General features: G+C 48.5%; 15 protein-coding genes. 14 read left to right on the top strand and 1 reads right to left on the bottom strand.

The window, feature by feature from the left end:
* The first annotated feature begins 249 nt into the window (after window positions 1-249).
* The 11 genes from XMG48_RS07905 (at window position 250) to fba (ending at window position 12,351) form a co-directional block, all read left to right on the top strand.
* On the top strand, window positions 250-1,668 hold the full coding sequence (locus XMG48_RS07905; protein WP_173481521.1) for a form I ribulose bisphosphate carboxylase large subunit: 1,419 nt from the start codon (window positions 250-252) through the stop codon (window positions 1,666-1,668).
* Window positions 1,669-1,737: 69 nt separating this feature from the next.
* Window positions 1,738-2,094 (top strand): ribulose bisphosphate carboxylase small subunit, encoded by a 357-nt coding sequence (locus XMG48_RS07900; RefSeq protein WP_173481520.1) that lies wholly within the window; start codon window positions 1,738-1,740, stop codon window positions 2,092-2,094.
* A 61-nt stretch (window positions 2,095-2,155) separates the two neighbouring features.
* Window positions 2,156-2,968 carry a CbbQ/NirQ/NorQ/GpvN family protein gene (locus tag XMG48_RS07895; RefSeq protein WP_173481519.1) on the top strand — a complete coding sequence of 271 codons (813 nt, stop codon included), beginning with the start codon at window positions 2,156-2,158 and terminating at the stop codon, window positions 2,966-2,968.
* Window positions 2,969-2,982: 14 nt separating this feature from the next.
* Window positions 2,983-5,325: a nitric oxide reductase activation protein NorD gene (locus tag XMG48_RS07890; RefSeq protein ID WP_173481518.1), complete on the top strand. Its 2,343-nt coding sequence runs from the start codon at window positions 2,983-2,985 to the stop codon at window positions 5,323-5,325.
* Window positions 5,326-5,333: 8 nt separating this feature from the next.
* Entirely contained in the window at window positions 5,334-5,642 is a 309-nt protein-coding gene (locus tag XMG48_RS07885; RefSeq protein ID WP_173481517.1) for a hypothetical protein, read from the top strand.
* A 169-nt stretch (window positions 5,643-5,811) separates the two neighbouring features.
* Entirely contained in the window at window positions 5,812-6,519 is a 708-nt protein-coding gene (locus XMG48_RS07880) for an HAD-IA family hydrolase (RefSeq protein WP_173481516.1), read from the top strand.
* 37 nt (window positions 6,520-6,556) lie between these two features.
* On the top strand, window positions 6,557-7,648 hold the full coding sequence (locus XMG48_RS07875; protein WP_173481515.1) for a class 1 fructose-bisphosphatase: 1,092 nt from the start codon (window positions 6,557-6,559) through the stop codon (window positions 7,646-7,648).
* Window positions 7,649-7,671: 23 nt separating this feature from the next.
* Window positions 7,672-8,556 (top strand): phosphoribulokinase, encoded by an 885-nt coding sequence (locus tag XMG48_RS07870; RefSeq protein WP_173481514.1) that lies wholly within the window; start codon window positions 7,672-7,674, stop codon window positions 8,554-8,556.
* A 25-nt stretch (window positions 8,557-8,581) separates the two neighbouring features.
* Window positions 8,582-10,600, top strand: coding sequence for a transketolase (gene tkt, locus XMG48_RS07865; protein WP_173481513.1), 2,019 nt, complete (start codon window positions 8,582-8,584; stop codon window positions 10,598-10,600).
* A gap of 11 nt (window positions 10,601-10,611) precedes the next feature.
* Window positions 10,612-11,274, top strand: coding sequence for a phosphoglycolate phosphatase (gph, locus tag XMG48_RS07860; protein WP_173481512.1), 663 nt, complete (start codon window positions 10,612-10,614; stop codon window positions 11,272-11,274).
* 42 nt (window positions 11,275-11,316) lie between these two features.
* Window positions 11,317-12,351 (top strand): class II fructose-bisphosphate aldolase, encoded by a 1,035-nt coding sequence (gene fba, locus XMG48_RS07855; protein ID WP_173481511.1) that lies wholly within the window; start codon window positions 11,317-11,319, stop codon window positions 12,349-12,351.
* Between the two features lie 278 nt (window positions 12,352-12,629).
* Here the strand turns inward: fba and XMG48_RS07850 are convergent, their stop codons facing one another.
* Window positions 12,630-13,085 (bottom strand): PaaI family thioesterase, encoded by a 456-nt coding sequence (locus tag XMG48_RS07850; protein ID WP_173481510.1) that lies wholly within the window; start codon window positions 13,083-13,085, stop codon window positions 12,630-12,632.
* Between the two features lie 114 nt (window positions 13,086-13,199).
* Between XMG48_RS07850 and grxB the strand changes: the two genes are divergently transcribed.
* The 3 genes from grxB (at window position 13,200) to XMG48_RS07835 (ending at window position 17,389) form a co-directional block, all read left to right on the top strand.
* The gene (grxB, locus tag XMG48_RS07845; RefSeq protein ID WP_173481509.1) at window positions 13,200-13,850 is read left to right on the top strand and encodes a glutaredoxin 2; all 651 of its coding nucleotides are present in this window, start codon (window positions 13,200-13,202) and stop codon (window positions 13,848-13,850) included.
* A 127-nt stretch (window positions 13,851-13,977) separates the two neighbouring features.
* Window positions 13,978-15,363: an MFS transporter gene (locus XMG48_RS07840; protein WP_173481508.1), complete on the top strand. Its 1,386-nt coding sequence runs from the start codon at window positions 13,978-13,980 to the stop codon at window positions 15,361-15,363.
* A 691-nt stretch (window positions 15,364-16,054) separates the two neighbouring features.
* Window positions 16,055-17,389: a DEAD/DEAH box helicase gene (locus XMG48_RS07835; RefSeq protein ID WP_173481507.1), complete on the top strand. Its 1,335-nt coding sequence runs from the start codon at window positions 16,055-16,057 to the stop codon at window positions 17,387-17,389.
* Window positions 17,390-17,446 lie beyond the last annotated feature (57 nt).

Raw genomic sequence — 17,446 nt, 5'->3', positions numbered from 1 at the left:
ATGCTTTGAGTTATTTATTGTGGTTTATTCAAAATAGTTAAGTTTAACCTTAATGTAAACAGTATCTATTTAATTCCTGATTGAATATTAATGTTAAGTAATCACTTATCATTATGATAAGAAAGTTTGTGTTGTTCTTAACATTACTTTCCCATAACGTCTCTCCTATGCGATTGCTAAGTTGATTTCAGCCTGGCACTCAAACAGCACAACAATAATCAAGGTTTAATCCAACAGGAGAAATTGACCATGGCAAAAAGCTATCAAGCAGGTGTAAAGGAGTACCGTGAGACGTATTGGATGCCCGATTACACACCAAAAGATACGGACTTTCTGGCGTGTTTTAAGGTAATTGCACAAGATGGAGTGCCACGTGAAGAGGCGGCAGCAGCGGTTGCGGCAGAGTCTTCTACCGGTACTTGGACGACCGTGTGGACAGATCTGCTCACTGATCTTGAGTACTATAAAGGCCGCGCCTACGCTATCGAGGATGTTCCTGGTAATGACGAGGCGTTCTACGCATTCATTGCCTACCCAATTGACCTGTTCGAAGAGGGCTCTGTTGTCAATGTATTGACCTCTCTTGTTGGTAACGTATTTGGCTTTAAGGCAGTGCGTTCTTTGCGATTGGAAGATGTTCGTATTCCAGTCGCCTATGTAATGACCTGTGGTGGACCACCGCACGGCATTCAGGTAGAGCGCGACATTATGAACAAATACGGTCGTCCAATGTTGGGGTGCACCATCAAGCCTAAGCTGGGTTTGTCAGCCAAAAACTACGGACGAGCAGTTTATGAGTGTCTTCGCGGTGGTCTCGATTTTACCAAGGATGATGAGAACGTTAACTCTCAACCGTTCATGCGCTGGAGACAACGATTTGATTTTGTCATGGAAGCCATTGAAAAAGCCGAAGCTGAAACGGGTGAGCGTAAAGGTCACTACCTGAACGTGACAGCTCCAACTCCGGAAGAGATGTATAAGCGTGCCGAATACGCAAAAGAGATCGGAGCCCCGATCATTATGCACGATTATCTGACCGGTGGTTTTACCGCTAACACAGGTCTAGCAAATTGGTGTCGTGAAAATGGCATGTTGTTGCACATTCACCGTGCCATGCACGCTGTTCTAGACCGCAACCCTAATCACGGAATCCATTTCCGAGTGCTGACTAAGATGCTTCGCCTTTCCGGTGGTGACCATCTTCACTCTGGCACGGTGGTTGGTAAGTTGGAAGGTGACCGTGAGGCGACCTTGGGCTGGATCGATCTAATGCGTGACTCTTTTACAAAAGAGGATCGCAGTCGCGGCATTATGTTTGATCAAGACTGGGGATCTATGCCGGGTGTTATTCCTGTTGCCTCGGGCGGTATCCATGTTTGGCACATGCCTGCATTGGTTAACATATTTGGTGATGATTCAGTTCTACAGTTTGGTGGTGGTACTTTGGGTCACCCGTGGGGCAATGCCGCAGGTGCAGCTGCAAACCGTGTGGCTCTTGAAGCCTGTGTTGAAGCGCGAAATCACGGCGCTGAACTTGAGAAAGATGGTAAACAAATCCTTCTCTCTGCAGCCGAGCACAGTCCTGAGCTAAAAGTTGCTATGGAAACCTGGAAAGAGATCAAGTTTGAATTCGATACGGTCGATAAGCTAGACGTCTCTCATAAATAAAGTAACAGGAGGGTTCCTTAGAAACCCTCCTTAATAAATTGAGCTCTTATTAGAGTTGAGGAATAGATGATGAGTGAAATGCAAGATTACGCATCAAGCCTGAGTGATGTGAATAGCCGTAAATTCGAGACATTCTCTTACCTGCCTGAGATGAATGCTGAACAAATTCGAAAGCAAGTTGAGTACATCGTGTCTAAAGGATGGAACCCGGCGATAGAGCATACAGAGCCAGAGAATGCGTTCGATCACTACTGGTACATGTGGAAGTTGCCACTGTTCGGTGAGACCGACGTTGATCGAGTTCTGAATGAGGCTGAAGCTTGCCACCAAGCCCACCCTAATAACCACGTTAGGTTGGTCGGTTATGACAACTATGCTCAGTCAAAAGGTGCTGAGATGGTGGTTTACCGAGGCAACCCAGTATAACGCTATAGATACCCCCTCTAATGAGGGGGTTTTGCTCTCAATGGATACAAAAGGTAAGAGTATGAGTGCAGTGAATACGGATCAATACATTATCAAGGACGAACCCTTTTATAAGGCGGTAGGCAATGAGGTCGATATGTATCAAGCCGCCTATGCAAGACGTATGCCGGTGATGCTCAAAGGGCCAACGGGATGCGGCAAATCAAGATTTGTGGAGTATATGGCCTGGAAACTGAAGCGTCCTCTGATTACGGTTGCCTGTAACGAAGATATGACGGCCTCAGATCTGGTTGGACGTTTTTTGCTCGATAAGGACGGTACCCATTGGCAGGATGGTCCATTAGCGACAGCTGCCAGAATAGGGGCAATTTGTTACTTGGATGAGGTCGTTGAAGCAAGACAAGATACCACTGTTGTGATTCACCCCTTAACTGACCATCGCAGAACACTGCCTTTGGATAAAAAAGGGGAACTGATCGAGGCGCACCCTGATTTTCAATTGGTTATCTCTTATAACCCCGGTTATCAAAGCCTGATGAAAGATCTTAAACAATCCACTAAACAGCGATTTGGTGCGATGAACTTTGACTATCCGAAAGATTCTGATGAAGCTGAAATTGTAGATAAAGAGACAGGTGTGGGTCTTGATATCGCCAATAAATTGGTTCAAATAGCCCACCGTGCGAGGAATTTGAAAGGGCACGGCCTTGATGAAGGAATATCAACTCGTTTGCTTGTCTATGCTGGGCAGATGATCGCTGAAGGTGTAGATCCGTTGTCTGCGTGCAAAATGACGCTAGTGACACCATTGACCGATGATCCAGATATGCGAGAAACCCTAGATGCTGCAGTCAACACATTTTTTGTGAGCTAACAGGGGCAGCACCGATGAGTATCGACATGGACCAGTATCGTCAATCTCTTGAGAGCATCGCTCCAGAAATGAACGATGTTTTAGAGAGTCACTTTCATGAAGCCGCACGAGTGATGTCATCGCCTGCCTTACAAGACTATCTTGAGGGTGCACAGAGTTTGGCGAATCTAGGTCGTGGTAAAGAGCTCGTGATCGCGTTTATTGAATGCATGCCACAGGTCGTGAAAGAGTGTGGTGAGGATGTCATGAGTGACTGTATTCATGCAGCCATGAAACTCTCTTCGATGACCTCTGGTGAAGTCATTACTCTGTTGTTGCAATCCCTGCCGATTGCTGCAAATCGTCTTGGTGATCCTGAATTGCTGAGAGGGTACCTTACTCTCATCCATCAATTGTCTGCTAAGGCAGCTCGCGGCCTTAGGCCGATGCTGAATCATATGGATGAGCTGCTATCAAAGCTGACGCTTTCAGGACTTCGACGTTGGGCTAACTTTGGGGCGGATGCTTATCGAAGAGATTTTGTTAATCTAGTCAGTTATTTCGAGCTCAAGACCGCTGATAGTCAAAAAATGCTGCAACAAGAGCGCAAGGGTACGCTGTTTATTGATGCGCAACGCAAATTAAATTTTTACTTAAGGGCTTTATGGGGAAGAGATTTTTTTCTTCGTCCCACCTCGGCAGATTACGAAGACTTTAAACCTTACATTGAACATCATGTTATGCATTTGCCAGATGCGGTTGATGATCTCAACCAGGTGGATGGCGTCTCGTTATATCGTGCTCAAGTGGCACACGCTGCTGCTCATATGAGTTATACGACTGACCGAATGGATGCTAGCGGCCTTAGTCAGGCGCAGATGTTCTTTATCGCATTGATCGAAGATGCCAGGGTTGAGTATTGTGCGATGCAAGACTTTCCTGGACTGCGTTCCACTTGGCAAGCGTTACTGTCAATTGAGCCGGAGGGCCGTGAGGAACACCCAACCTTACAGCGGTTGGGTCAGTTTGCATTGATGCTGATGGATGAAACAGTAAGATCAGACGACCCAGAGTTGAATGAATTATCGGCTAAGTTTCATCATGAAATTTCTGCTAAAAAAGACTCTTCTGAAATCAGCTTTCAGTTAGGACTGGCGCTTTTTGCTCTGTTTGATGACCGTAAAGAGGTGCCCAGTCTACGTATTCTGCAGTCCATGCGCACACCTTATCGTGATGATAATCGTTTTGTTTGGGAGTTTGAGCCTTTCAATCTAGCTGAGCATGGTCTGGAGTATATTCCCGCTTCGCAACGACAGGTAAGAAAGTATGTCAGTGCCGTCGAAATGGCGAATGAGGTGGACTGTGAGCTAGCGGGCGATGATGCCCAAGAAGTTTGGGTATGCGCGACAGAGTTCATGCCTTATGAGGATGCAGGTGAAGCGACCGAGTCTTTTAATGACCGCTGGGGTAAAGAGCCTATTTCAGATCCATACCACTATCAGGAGTGGGATTATCAGGTGCAGTTATACCGACCCGATTGGGCAACGGTGTACGAAAAAAGAGCTCAAAAAGGGGATCCAGAAACGATTGATCGGATCTTTCAAGAACATAAGCCGATAGTGCAGAAAATTAAACAGGTTGTTGATCTTCTCTCACCGGATGGCGTTCAAAGAGAGCGAAATATGGAAGATGGTGATGAGATTGATCTGAATGCGGCCATCGATGCGATGATTGCCATCAGAATGGGTGAACAACCCAACCCCAGAATCACAATGCGTAATGTTGTCAAAAATCGCGATCTTGCAGTGACTGTATTGTTGGACCTATCTGAGTCGACGAATGAGACCATGGAGGGATCTGATAAAAGTGTGCTTGAGTTGACGCGTGAAGCAGCGACGCTGGTTTCAAGCGCGATCAATGGCATCGGTGATCCTTTTTCGATACATGGATTCGCTTCTGATGGTCGACACGATGTTCAATACTTTAAATTTAAAGATTTTAATCAGAGCTTTAATGACGAAGCAAAAAGTCGTCTTGCAGGAATGACGGGAGGGCTGTCAACTCGTATGGGAGCAGCCATGCGACATGCTGGAAGTCTTTTGATGAAACAACCTGAACGCCGCAAGCTGCTCCTGTTGGTCACAGATGGGGAACCAGCTGATATCGATGAGCGTGATCCCCAACACCTTAGGCACGATACCAAGAAAGCTGTCGAAGAGCTGTACAGCCAAGGTGTTTTAACCTATTGCTTAACCTTAGACCCCAATGCTGATAGTTATGTTAAACGAATTTTTGGGGCCAATAACTATACGGTGGTCGATAACGTTGATCGTCTGCCAGAAAAGCTACCCAGCTTATTTGCCAGCCTGACCTGTTAGGAGTCGTTATGCAAAAATCAAAAACATACGTCGGCATTCACAATGACCTTTACGGAGGGATGACCGATACCGGAAAAATCATCAGGGATGCTTGGGCTTTTGGTTTGATTCCGGAAACGGAAAGTTGTGAGGGTTGGTTAGTGCAGGGGCTGGAGACACTCTGGCGTCAGGTCAATGATGAGTGGGAGAATTATGGATTTTCTGTCAGTCAGTTGCCAGATGAGATCCGAGTGCGTTACCTACATATTCAAGAACAAGCCATTGTTCATGCAAAATCAAAGGGGTGGGACGCGGATAGAGATTTGATGGCAGATTAACTTTTATTTAGTAAGCCTCGATGTAAAAGCATCGGGGCTTTTTTACGTCGGTTGTTAGTTAAGTGATTTCTTAATCCTAATATAACCTCATTTTAATTGCGCTTACTTAGCACACTGAATACTCTTAGTTAATAGAAAATAAACATAAGAATATAACTGAAGGTATTAAATGGCACTTAAAGCGTTAATTTTTGATGTCGACGGTACATTGGCAGACACCGAAATGGCGCATATGGCTGCTTTCAACTATGCCTTTGAAACAGCGGGCCTCACTTGGTTATGGGATTTAGAGACCTATACAGAGCTGCTTGAAGTCTCGGGCGGCAAAGAGCGAATTCGTCACTACTGGAACCAACGGCCTGATCGAGGTGTTCAAGTCAGCGAAGAGCGCATCGACTCAATCATTCCAGAGCTGCATGCCACTAAAACTGCTCGTTATGAAGAGATGGTTGCTTGCGGAGAGGTTGCGATGCGCCCTGGTGTTTTAGAGCTAATTAAAGCCGCGAAGTCTGCTGGTTTAAAGCTAGCCATCGCCACGACAACCACTCCTGCCAATATCGAAGCACTGCTCTCTCACGCCATGGGCGATGACTGGCAAAAGACGTTCACCGTTGTCGAAAACGCAGAAACTGCTCCGAATAAAAAACCGGACCCCAGTGTCTACCTTCAAGCACTGGAGCGTCTGGGTGTCTCTGCGACAGAGGCTATTGCCATTGAAGACACCAATAATGGTTTGAGAGCGGCCAAAGGCGCCGAATTGGCTACTGTAATAACCCCTAATGAGTTTTCCAAGCACCATGATTTCACAGGGGCTGACTTAATTGTTCCTTCATTAAGCGATGTGAGTTTAGAGCAGTTGGCTCAACTGATCGCTTAAGGATACCGATTTTTAAAAATAATAAGAGGCAACTGATATGCCATTTAGAACCAATAGAACGACCTTAACTCAATACCTCATTGAGGAGCGTCGTCGTTACCCAAGCGCCAGCGGTGATTTTAACGCCTTGATTTTGGATGTTGCGATGGCCTGTAAGCAGATCGCGAAAGCTGTCGCTTATGGCGAGTTAGCGGGCCTGCATGGTGAGCACAATGAAGATGCTGGTGGCAGTATCAATGTCCAGGGTGAGGCTCAGAAGAAACTGGATGTGCTCAGTAATGACATCTTCATCAAAACGACCGAGTGGGGCGGACATCTTCTCGGCATGGCCTCGGAAGAGATGGATGAGGCGCTGGATATCCCAGAGGGGAATCCGAAAGGTCGCTATCTGATTGTATTTGATCCACTCGATGGCTCATCGAACATTGATGTGAACGTCTCGGTGGGCAGTATTTTCTCGATTCTTCGTGCACCGGATGATGCAACAGCGCCTATTCAAGAAGAGGTATTTCTTCAGCCCGGATCACAACAGGTAGCGGCGGGATACGCGCTTTATGGTCCCTCGACCATGCTGATTCTTACGGTGGGTAACGGTGTAGTTGGTTTTACTCTGGATCCCGCTTTAGGTGAGTTTATGTTGACTCACCCAAGTATCACCATACCTGAGGATACTCAGGAGTTTGCGATCAATACCTCTAATAGCCGTTTCTGGGAAGCGCCCGTTAAACGTTATGTCGATGAGTGCCTTGCGGGATCGACGGGTCCGCGCGGTAAAGACTTCAACATGCGTTGGATCGCTTCGATGGTAGCGGAGGCGCATCGTATCCTAATGCGTGGCGGTGTATTCATGTACCCACGTGACACTAAAGATCCTAGCAAAGCCGGTAAGTTAAGACTGCTTTATGAGGCGAACCCTGTCGGAATGATTATCGAGCAAGCCGGTGGCCGTGCCAGTACAGGCAGCTACCCAATGCTGGATGTGAAACCGACCGAGCTTCACCAACGCATAGGGTTGGTGTTTGGTTCTAAAAACGAGGTCGAGCGCATCGAGCGTTACCACAACGAACCGATTGAAGAGAAAGGCGAAGATATGCCGCTCTTTGCTGAACGCAGTCTATTCCGCGATTAAGTTACTGGACCTGGAGAAACATTATGTCAGAACGTCACCCAATTATTGCGATTACCGGCTCATCAGGTGCAGGTACTTCAACCGTTACTCGGACATTCTCTAATATCTTTCGCCGTGAAAATGTTAAAGCCGCGATTGTCGAAGGCGATAGTTTCCACCGTTACGATCGTACTGAGATGAAGAAGCAGTTGGCGCAAGCCGATGCAGCGGGCAATAAACATCTCAGCCACTTTGGTCCAGAGAACAACCTATTTGATGAGCTCGAAGGTCTGTTTAAAAGCTACTCTGAAACGGGTACCGGTAAAAAACGCCTCTACCTGCACAACCAAGATGAGGCTGAGCCTTACGGACAAGAGCCAGGCACCTTTACCCCTTGGGAAGAGATCGATAAAGATACCGATATACTTTTCTATGAAGGCCTGCACGGCGCGGTGAAAACTGAACAGAACGATATAGCCCAGTACCCAGATCTACGTATCGGTGTGGTTCCCGTCATCAACCTTGAGTGGACTCAGAAGCTTTGGCGCGATAAGAATCAGCGTGGTTACAGTGCTGAAGCGGTAACGGATACGATTCTGCGTCGCATGCCTGATTACATTAACTACATCTGCCCTCAATTTGAACATACGCATGTGAACTTCCAACGCGTACCGATGGTAGACACTTCTAACCCTTTCATCGCTAGGGACATCCCTTCTGCCGATGAGAGCATGGTGATCATCCGCTTTGCTAATCCTAAGGGGATCGACTTTCAGTATCTCTTGAACATGATTGGCAATAGCTTCATGTCACGTGCCAATACCATTGTTGTCCCTGGTGGCAAGATGGAGCTTGCAATGCAGTTGATCTTCACACCGTTTGTATGGCGCATGATGGAACGTCGTAATCGTGCCTTGGGTCGTGGTTAAGGCCGTCGCTAACTAGGAGCAACAGATGAACAGAACAGCACCGAATGCCGCTATGGCAAATGAGATGGCCAATGCGATTCGCTTTCTAGCGATCGATGCCGTAGAAGCCGCAAAATCGGGTCACCCTGGTGCACCGATGGGAATGGCAGAAATTGCAGAGGTTCTTTGGAACCGTCACTTGAAACACAGTCCTGCCAATCCACATTGGCCAGACCGTGACCGTTTTGTACTCTCCAATGGTCACGGTTCAATGTTGATCTATGCTCTGCTGCATTTAACGGGCTACGATCTTCCTATCGATGAACTTAAACAGTTCCGTAAACTGCACTCTAAGACACCAGGACACCCTGAGGTGGGCATTACAGCGGGTGTGGAGACTACGACGGGTCCATTAGGTCAGGGTATCTCGAATGCTGTCGGTTTGGCACTTGCCGAGAAGATGTTGGCGGCAGAGTTTAATGAATCAGGGCACGCCATAGTGGACCATTTCACCTACTGTTTCTTGGGTGATGGTTGCATGATGGAGGGGATCAGTCACGAGGTCTGCTCTCTGGCTGGGACTCTGAGAACGTCTAAGCTCATCGCGATCTACGACGATAACGGTATCTCGATTGATGGCCACGTAGAAGGCTGGTTTGCTGATGATACGCCGGCACGTTTTGAAGCTTATGGTTGGAATGTGATCCGTGATGTAAACGGTCACGATGCGTCAGCTGTCGATGCAGCGATTCGTGCAGCCAAAGCTCAAGCGGTATTAGCTGATGGCAAACCGACATTGATCTGTACTAAAACCGAAATCGGTAAAGGGTCGCCCAATAAGGTCGGTACACACGACGTTCATGGTGCCGCACTGGGGGCCGACGAGGTCGCTGCGACACGCGCTGCACTGAATTGGAATCATGCGCCATTTGAGATTCCTAGTGACGTGAAGAGCGCTTGGGACTGCACTGATTCAGGCAGAGCCGCTGAAGCGGAATGGGATCACCGATTCGCTGAGTATGCTAAGGCATTCCCTGAAAAAGCGGCGGAATTCAAACGTCGTATGACCGGTGAGTTGAGCGACGAGTATCAATCTAATATTGCCGATGTCATGGCTCAGATTGCTGCAGCAGAAGGGGACGTAGCGACCCGTAAAGCGAGTCAAAATGCGCTAGATGCTATCGCACCTCTTGTTCCAGAGTTTTTTGGCGGCAGTGCTGATTTGACCGGTTCGAACCTGACAAACTTCAAAACAGCCACCTATGCGGGTCGGGATACCTGGGGTAACCACCTCTCATACGGTGTTCGTGAGTTTGGTATGGCTGCGATTATGAACGGTATGGCACTGCATGGTGGCTACCTACCCTATGGGGGCACCTTCCTGACCTTTAGTGATTACTCTCGTAATGCGATTCGAATGGCTGCACTGATGAAACAGCGTGTGGTTCATGTCTTTACTCATGACTCGATTGGCCTTGGCGAAGATGGCCCAACACACCAAAGTATCGAGCACGTTCCAAGCTTGCGCATCATTCCAGGCCTTGATGTCTGGCGTCCTTGTGATGCCCTTGAAACAGCCACGGCATGGGCGCACTCGGTTGAGCGACAGGATGGTCCCTCTGCTCTAGCGCTGTCACGACAGGGGATGCCTAAATTACTGAAGGCGGCCTCTGATGCAGACAAAGTTCGTAAAGGTGGCTACATCCTCTCTGATATGGCCAGTCCACAAGCGGTGATCATGGCAACCGGTTCTGAAGTGCAATTGGCGTTGCAAGCTCAAGAGACTTTAGCGGCTGAGGGTATCTCAACCCGCGTTGTCTCAATGCCTTGTACCAATCTGTTTGATCGCCAATCTGAAGATTACCAAGAGCAGACGATTCCATCGGACCTTCCTGCGGTTGCAGTGGAAGCAGCGCATACCGATTTCTGGCGCAAATATGTGGGCAGAAAAGGTGGTGTTGTAGGCATCGACAGCTTTGGTGATTCAGCACCGGCTCCTGTTCTCTATGAGTACTTCGGCATTACTGCTAACGCAGTTGCTGATGCTGTTCGCCAGCGAGCTTAGGGGTAACAGAAATGTATAAAGCGATGTTATTTGATCTTGACGGTACCTTAGTCGAGACGGCGCCGGAGATCTATGATGCCACCAATGCCACTTTAGAAGAGTGTGGTTATGCAAGGGTGACTCAAGAACAGGTCAACTCGTGGATAGGGCACGGCACACGTGCGCTGTTGATTAAAGCCCTGGCTTACATCCACAACCAATCCATTGAAGAGATTGAGTCTGGACCTATTTTGGCAGGCGCACTACCTGTCTTTGATAAGCACTATCAACGCTGCTGCGGTACCACCAGTTACCTCTATCCACATGTTTTAGAGGTGGTTAAAAAGCTTGGGTCTGAAGGGGTCAAGTTGGCAGTGGTTACCAATAAAGAGAGCCGATACACCGATCGTGTGTTAGCGGCTCACGGCTTAACGGAACTCTTCGATATTGTAGTCAGCGGCGACAGTTTTCCAGTGAAGAAGCCTGACCCAACGTCAATTTTAGACTGCCTTGAGCAGTGGCAAATCTCAGCAGAGGATGCACTGTTTGTGGGTGACTCCTCGATCGATGCGGCCACGGCGCGTAATGCAGGCATTGATGTTTGGTTACTTCCTTACGGTTACAACATGGGTGAACCGATTGAGTCGGCTAACCCCGATCGCGTCATTCAAGACTTTTCAGAGTTGGTGGATTAACCCATCAATTCAATAACTTAATCGACTCTTCGGAGGTAAATAATGGCACTTGTATCCCTACGTCAGGTACTTGATCACGCCGCAGAGAATAGCTACGGTGTTCCTGCGTTTAACGTTAACAACCTTGAGCAGGTGCAAGCGATCATGCAAGCAGCGCAGGCAACAGACAGTCCTGTGATTCTGCAGACATCTGCTGGCGCTCGCACCTACGCCGGTGAGGCTTATCTTCGCCATCTCATTTTGGCGGCTATCGAGACACACCCGGATCTTCCGGTTGTCCTGCATCAGGATCACGGTGCATCACCTGCAGTCTGTATGCAGTCGATCCGCTCTGGTTTCTCCAGTGTCATGATGGATGGTTCGTTGATGAGCGATGGTAAAACGCCATCCACCTACGAATACAACGTCGATGTCACTCGACAAGTCTGTGAAATGGCGCATGTTGTCGGTGTATCGGTTGAAGGTGAACTGGGCTGTCTTGGTTCGCTAGAGACAGGCGAAGCCGGTGAAGAGGATGGTCAGGGTGCTGAGGGTATTTTGAGCCATGATCAAATGCTGACCGACCCTGATGAAGCTAAAGACTTTGTTGAGAAAACTGGCGTCGATGCCCTAGCAATTGCGATTGGTACCAGCCACGGTGCGTACAAATTTACACGCCCACCGACGGGCGATATTCTCGCAATTGATCGTGTCGCGGCGATTCATAAAGCAATCCCGAACACCCATCTGGTGATGCACGGTAGTTCCAGCGTGCCACAGGAGTGGTTAGCGATCATTCGTGAGTTTGGTGGCGAGTTGAAACCGACCTACGGTGTCCCTGTAGAGGAGATCGTTAAAGGGATTCAAAACGGTGTTCGTAAGGTCAACATTGATACCGACATTCGCTTGGCAATGACCGGTGCTATGCGCCGTATGATGGCCGAGAAGAAGAGCGAGTTTGACCCACGTAAATTCCTAGCCGCAGCCCGCGATGCAGCCTCAGGTATCGTCAAAGATCGTTTCGAAGCCTTCGGCTGTGCCGGACAGGGCAGTAAGATCAAACCGATCTCAATGGATGATATGGCGGGTCGATACTAATCGATCCAGGATTCATTCAAAGCGCTGGAGCGGTCTTGAAAAGGCCGCGATATCTCCTAAGATCAAAAGTATTTCTATCCGACTGGCGTCGGCTAGCCTTCTTCTTTGTGTGAGCGGTATTGACGGTGACTGCCCTTCAGCCTGTCATCCGCCGTGAGAATTTAATGCCTATCTGGAAAACACCGAAAAAGCAGATGACAGGCTGAAGCCAGTCACTGTTGCTTTCAGATAAACTCTAATGAATACCAATCGCGGCCTTTACAAGACCGCTCCAACAATTACTCAACGCCAAACGCAACCATCTCAGCCTCTGCACAGAGCGTTTCATTGGCGGATAAGGTCAACTTAACTCGCACTTTACGCCCCTCGATGGATAGCAGCTCGCCATGCAGCTCTAACTCTACGCCCATTGGAGTGGGGGCGATGTATTTAATATTTAATTGCCCTGTAACGTGGCGTTGAATCTTTGCATCTTTTTCGAGTGTTTCATGCTTCTGAAGGTAGCTGAAAGCGGCCGCGGATGCAGTGCCGTGGCAGTCGAGTAGGGAAGCGACCGCGCCGCCGTAGAGGTGTCCAGGAACACCACCACTGTACTGAGGCTCTGGCGTGAAGTGAGCTAGAGTTGTGTCACCTGTTACATAACTTTTCAGGTGCCATCCATCCGCGTTTGATCGACCACAGCCAAAACAGTGGCTATGGCTCTCTGGATAGAGATCTTGAATGGCTTGTTTCATTGAGACTCCTTCTCACATCTTTGAATAGAGAATAGCAATTATCTTATCTAGGTTGATACATACTGATGGATAAGTTGTGCTCTAATAAGCCATCCCCGATGTAAGAGAGGTGTTATGAAGCTTTTCCAATATGATCATTGTCCATTCTGTGTTCGTGCTGACATGGTCGCTAAATACAAACAGGTTAATTTTGAGTCGATTTACCTGCTGAATGACGATGCCGACAGCTGTATTGAGCGTGTTGGCAATAAAATGGTGCCGATATTAGAGATTGATGGCCAATCTATGGGGGAGAGTCTTGATATCGCTCATAAGTTGGATGAGTTAGGCAGTGCTGATCAGGTAATTGTCGAAGGTGGTGATTCTGATCGTTTCACACAACCACTGATGTCAGTTAATCGCGCGATTTTCTCACTGCTTTTTCCTCGCAATGTACAGATCGGTTTGCCTGAGTTTGAAACTCAATCGGCAATTGATTTTTATCGCGTAAACAAGGAAGCAATGATTGAATGCAGTTTTGAGCAAGCTCTGGACAATACAGCTGAACACCAAGCCCTTGTAGAGCAGGTTTTAAATGATTTGCCTAAGCTGATTAAGCCTTCGGATAGAGGTGGGCAGCTTAGCTGGGATGACGTTATGATTTTTCCAATGTTGCGCAACTTAACCGTAATCAAAGATCTTCAGATGCCCACGCAGGTTGTAGATTACATCAATGAAGTAGCAAAACTGACCAATGTTGAGCTCTACACAGACCGAGCCATCTAAGGGAAGAAAAAAGAAGAGAGGGGAAAGGGCTTCACCCTCTCAAAGGGGTGTTTACAACAGCTGGGTTCATAATAGTGTGCAAAGCTGACATTTAGCTGATGGCTAAAATTTTTCACAAGGACGTTAGATGACACAGTTTGCGCGTTACTATCAGCGTTATTCAAAAGCTCGACTTAAAGCACTGATTATCCTCAGTCTAGCGATTCTGCAATTTCCTTTAGCCGTGTCGGCATCTCTGGTCGCACTACCTGCCATTGCTCAAGACCTTCAAGTCAATGCGGTATTGATCAGTTGGATACCAGCCATCTTCCTTCTGGTGAGCTTGATCTCACAACTGCCAGGCGGTCGTCTATCGGATCTAATCGGTCTTAAAAAGGCTTTCCTCATCAGTTGTGGTCTCTTTGCGTTGGGTGGCGCCATGGCGGCTTTTGCACCCAATATTGAAATACTGCTAGCAGGGCGGGTAGTACAGGGGGCTGCCGGGGCTATCCTAGCCAGCGCGGGTATGGCCATGATCTCCCGTATCTACGCAGCAGGTGGACGAGGGGCCGCTTTGGGTTGGATGACATCAGCCGTCTATCTCGGCATGACTGCAGGCCCGCTAATAGGTGGCTGGTTGGTCGATCTGTTTGGCTGGCGATCTGTGTTTATATTGCCGGTACCGATATTGCTAGGGGTCATTTTATCGATTCGACTGTTTATTCCGGGTGAATGGAAAAGCAGTGAAAAGCATAAGATCGACTGGGTCGGTACAGCCATTTTCTCAGCCGCCATTGCAGCTCTCTATTTTGGCAGTACTCGCCTGATTGAACTCAACGGTTGGTTGCTTGCACTCTTAGGAGTAGGTCTGGGTTATCTCTTCATCAAATGGTCTGGCAAACAGGCATTTCCACTGGTGAGAATCGACTTGATGATGAAGAATAAAACCTTCATCAACTCTGCAACCGCGGCCATGTTTATGTACGCCAGCCAGTACGGCATTGTCCTGATTTTGTCACTTTATCTGCAATACAACCGCCAACTGTCGCCAACGGATACTGGGCAGCTGATGATGCTTCAAGCGTTGATGATGACGATCATCGCGCCTCTGGCAGGACGCGTCTCTGATCGAATAGGGCACCGTCTACTGGCGACGGGAGGAAGTTTGTCCATAGCCCTTGGCTTACTGGCGTTAGCGTTGATGAATCACGAGACACCACTTTGGGTGATCGGGCTCTGTATAATGGTGATTGGAACGGGCCATGGCATGTTCTCTACCCCAAACAACTCCGCCGCACTGGCAACACTCCCTGCAGAGCGAATGGGTATAGGCTCAGCCATCCTCAGTCTATCGAGACAGAGTGGCCAGTTGATCGGAATGGCGGTGATTACCCTGTTACTAGGACTCTACTTTGCTGGCGCCGCAATAGGGGAGTCTGATCCACAGCTTCTCGAAAGTGTCACAACCAATGCCCTGATAGTATCGTTGCTAACCGCACTGCTAGCGGCTTGGTTCTCGTGGAGAAAGGTTTAAATTGAAGCAGGTGACAGGCTAAAGCCAGTCACTGGAGCGCTGATCTTCCTACGAACTATGGTGACTGGCTTTCAGCCTGTCACCCGCTGTTGAAATCGATCGGGGTTTCAGCAGAGCTGAATTCCCTCCTACAATTTGACTTCGCGATAAGCCCGCAACGGAGTCCTACTGGAGCTAGCCCTAAGGTCGAAGCGAAATGTCAAAAACATCGCTTCGCCTATTCAAGTTAGCTCGTTCTCAGTCGGACGGGGAACAGGGTGCCAGATTCTAATCTCGTGCCAGTCGTCCACGTCCGATCGAGAGTGAGTACGATGGTTTTTCACGGTTAAGAGTTCAATCGGCTGAGGCCCGGATGGCCGAAGTCTGCAACGGAGGCAGGAGCCGACTTTGCAGTGTCCTATTGGACTTCAGTGAAAAAGCATTGAACGGAGCGTGCCGCAGGCCGAGTGAGCGTGGTCAGTTTTTGGGTACTTTTTGCTGACCAAAAAGTGCCAATGGCCAGCCTTTAGGCTGGGTATTTGCTTTTGACATTGAAAGCGGGATCGCGGCCTTTTCAAGACCGCTCCAACAGTGCCTGATTCGAATCAGGCACCCTGATCCCCGTCCGACTGAGAACGAGCACAATGGTTTTTCACGTGTGCCTGGCCACGCTTTATGTTACTGTGCGCGCCTTAATATTTTGAGTGTCCTCATGTCTTTCGAATCTCTTGGCCTTTCGGCTCCTCTTACCCGTGCAATAGCTGAAAAAGGCTATTCAGAAGCGACTCCTATTCAACGTGAAGGCATTCCTGCCGTGATGTCCGGTAAGGACGTTATGGCGGCTGCGCAAACGGGAACGGGTAAAACTGCTAGCTTTATTCTGCCTCTGCTCGAGAGATTGCAATCTGGCCCTAAGGTAAAAAGCAACAATGTTCGTTCATTAGTGCTGACACCGACTCGTGAACTGGCGGCTCAGATCCAAGACAATGCTGAGTTCTATGGCAAATACACCGACCTCAAGAGCAATGTGGTTTTTGGTGGGGTTAAGATCAACCCACAGATGCAAAAGCTTCGCTCTGGCACGGACATATTGATCGCGACACCGGGTCGTCTTTTAGATCTCTACTCGCAGAATGCAGTTCGTTTTGATCAGCTAGAAGTGCTGGTATTGGATGAAGCTGATCGCATGCTCGACATGGGCTTTATTCGTGACATTCGTAAGATCCTTAACTTGCTGCCTAAGCAGCGTCAGAACCTAATGTTCTCTGCGACCTTCTCCCCAGAGATCAAAGAGCTGGCTCACGACATCGTCAACAACCCAGTAGAGGTCTCGGTATCACCAGAAAATGCGACCGCTCACACCGTTGAGCAGTGGGTCATTGGGGTTGATAAGAAGAGCAAGACAGCGGCTCTCATCGATTTGATCAAGACTAACAACTGGTTTCAGGTACTGGTCTTCAGCCGAACTAAGCATGGTGCAAACCGTCTAGTCGTTCAGCTGGATAAGGCGGGTATTACTGCAGCGGCTATCCATGGCAATAAGAGTCAGGGTGCTCGCACGCGTGCATTGCAGGCCTTTAAACAGGGCGATATTCAGATCCTTGTAGCTACCGACATTGCGGCACGCGGTATCGATATCAAAGAGCTGCCTCACGTGATTAACTTTGATCTTCCCAACGTGGCAGAAGATTATGTACACCGTATCGGCCGTACCGGTCGTGCCGGCAGTGTGGGTCAGGCGGTATCACTGGTCTCAATTGATGAGTTTGATCAGCTTCGAGCGATCGAGCGCTTGACGCAGAAACTTCTGGAACGTCGCGACTTGAAGGGATTTGCGCCGAACAACCCACTGCCAGAATCTAAGCTACAACCGCCGTTGAAGCCGAAAAAACCTAAAAAGCCAAAGCAGAAAGCGGAGGGTGCATCAGCACAACCAGCACCGCGTCAAAATCAGCCAAGGCGCAATAGACCGGCTGATGGTACACCCAAACGTAAACCTCGCCGTTTTGGTGGCAATCGCAAAAAGCCAGTCAACCGCGATCTGTAATCTGTTTTAATCGACAGGTTATCCGGTCATCCGCTTTGAGAAGTGTTTCGTATCTTA

This window comes from Marinobacterium sp. xm-g-48, assembly GCF_013282925.1.
Lineage (GTDB): Bacteria > Pseudomonadota > Gammaproteobacteria > Pseudomonadales > Balneatricaceae > Marinobacterium_E.
This window is presented reverse-complemented; position numbering and strand designations above follow the sequence as displayed.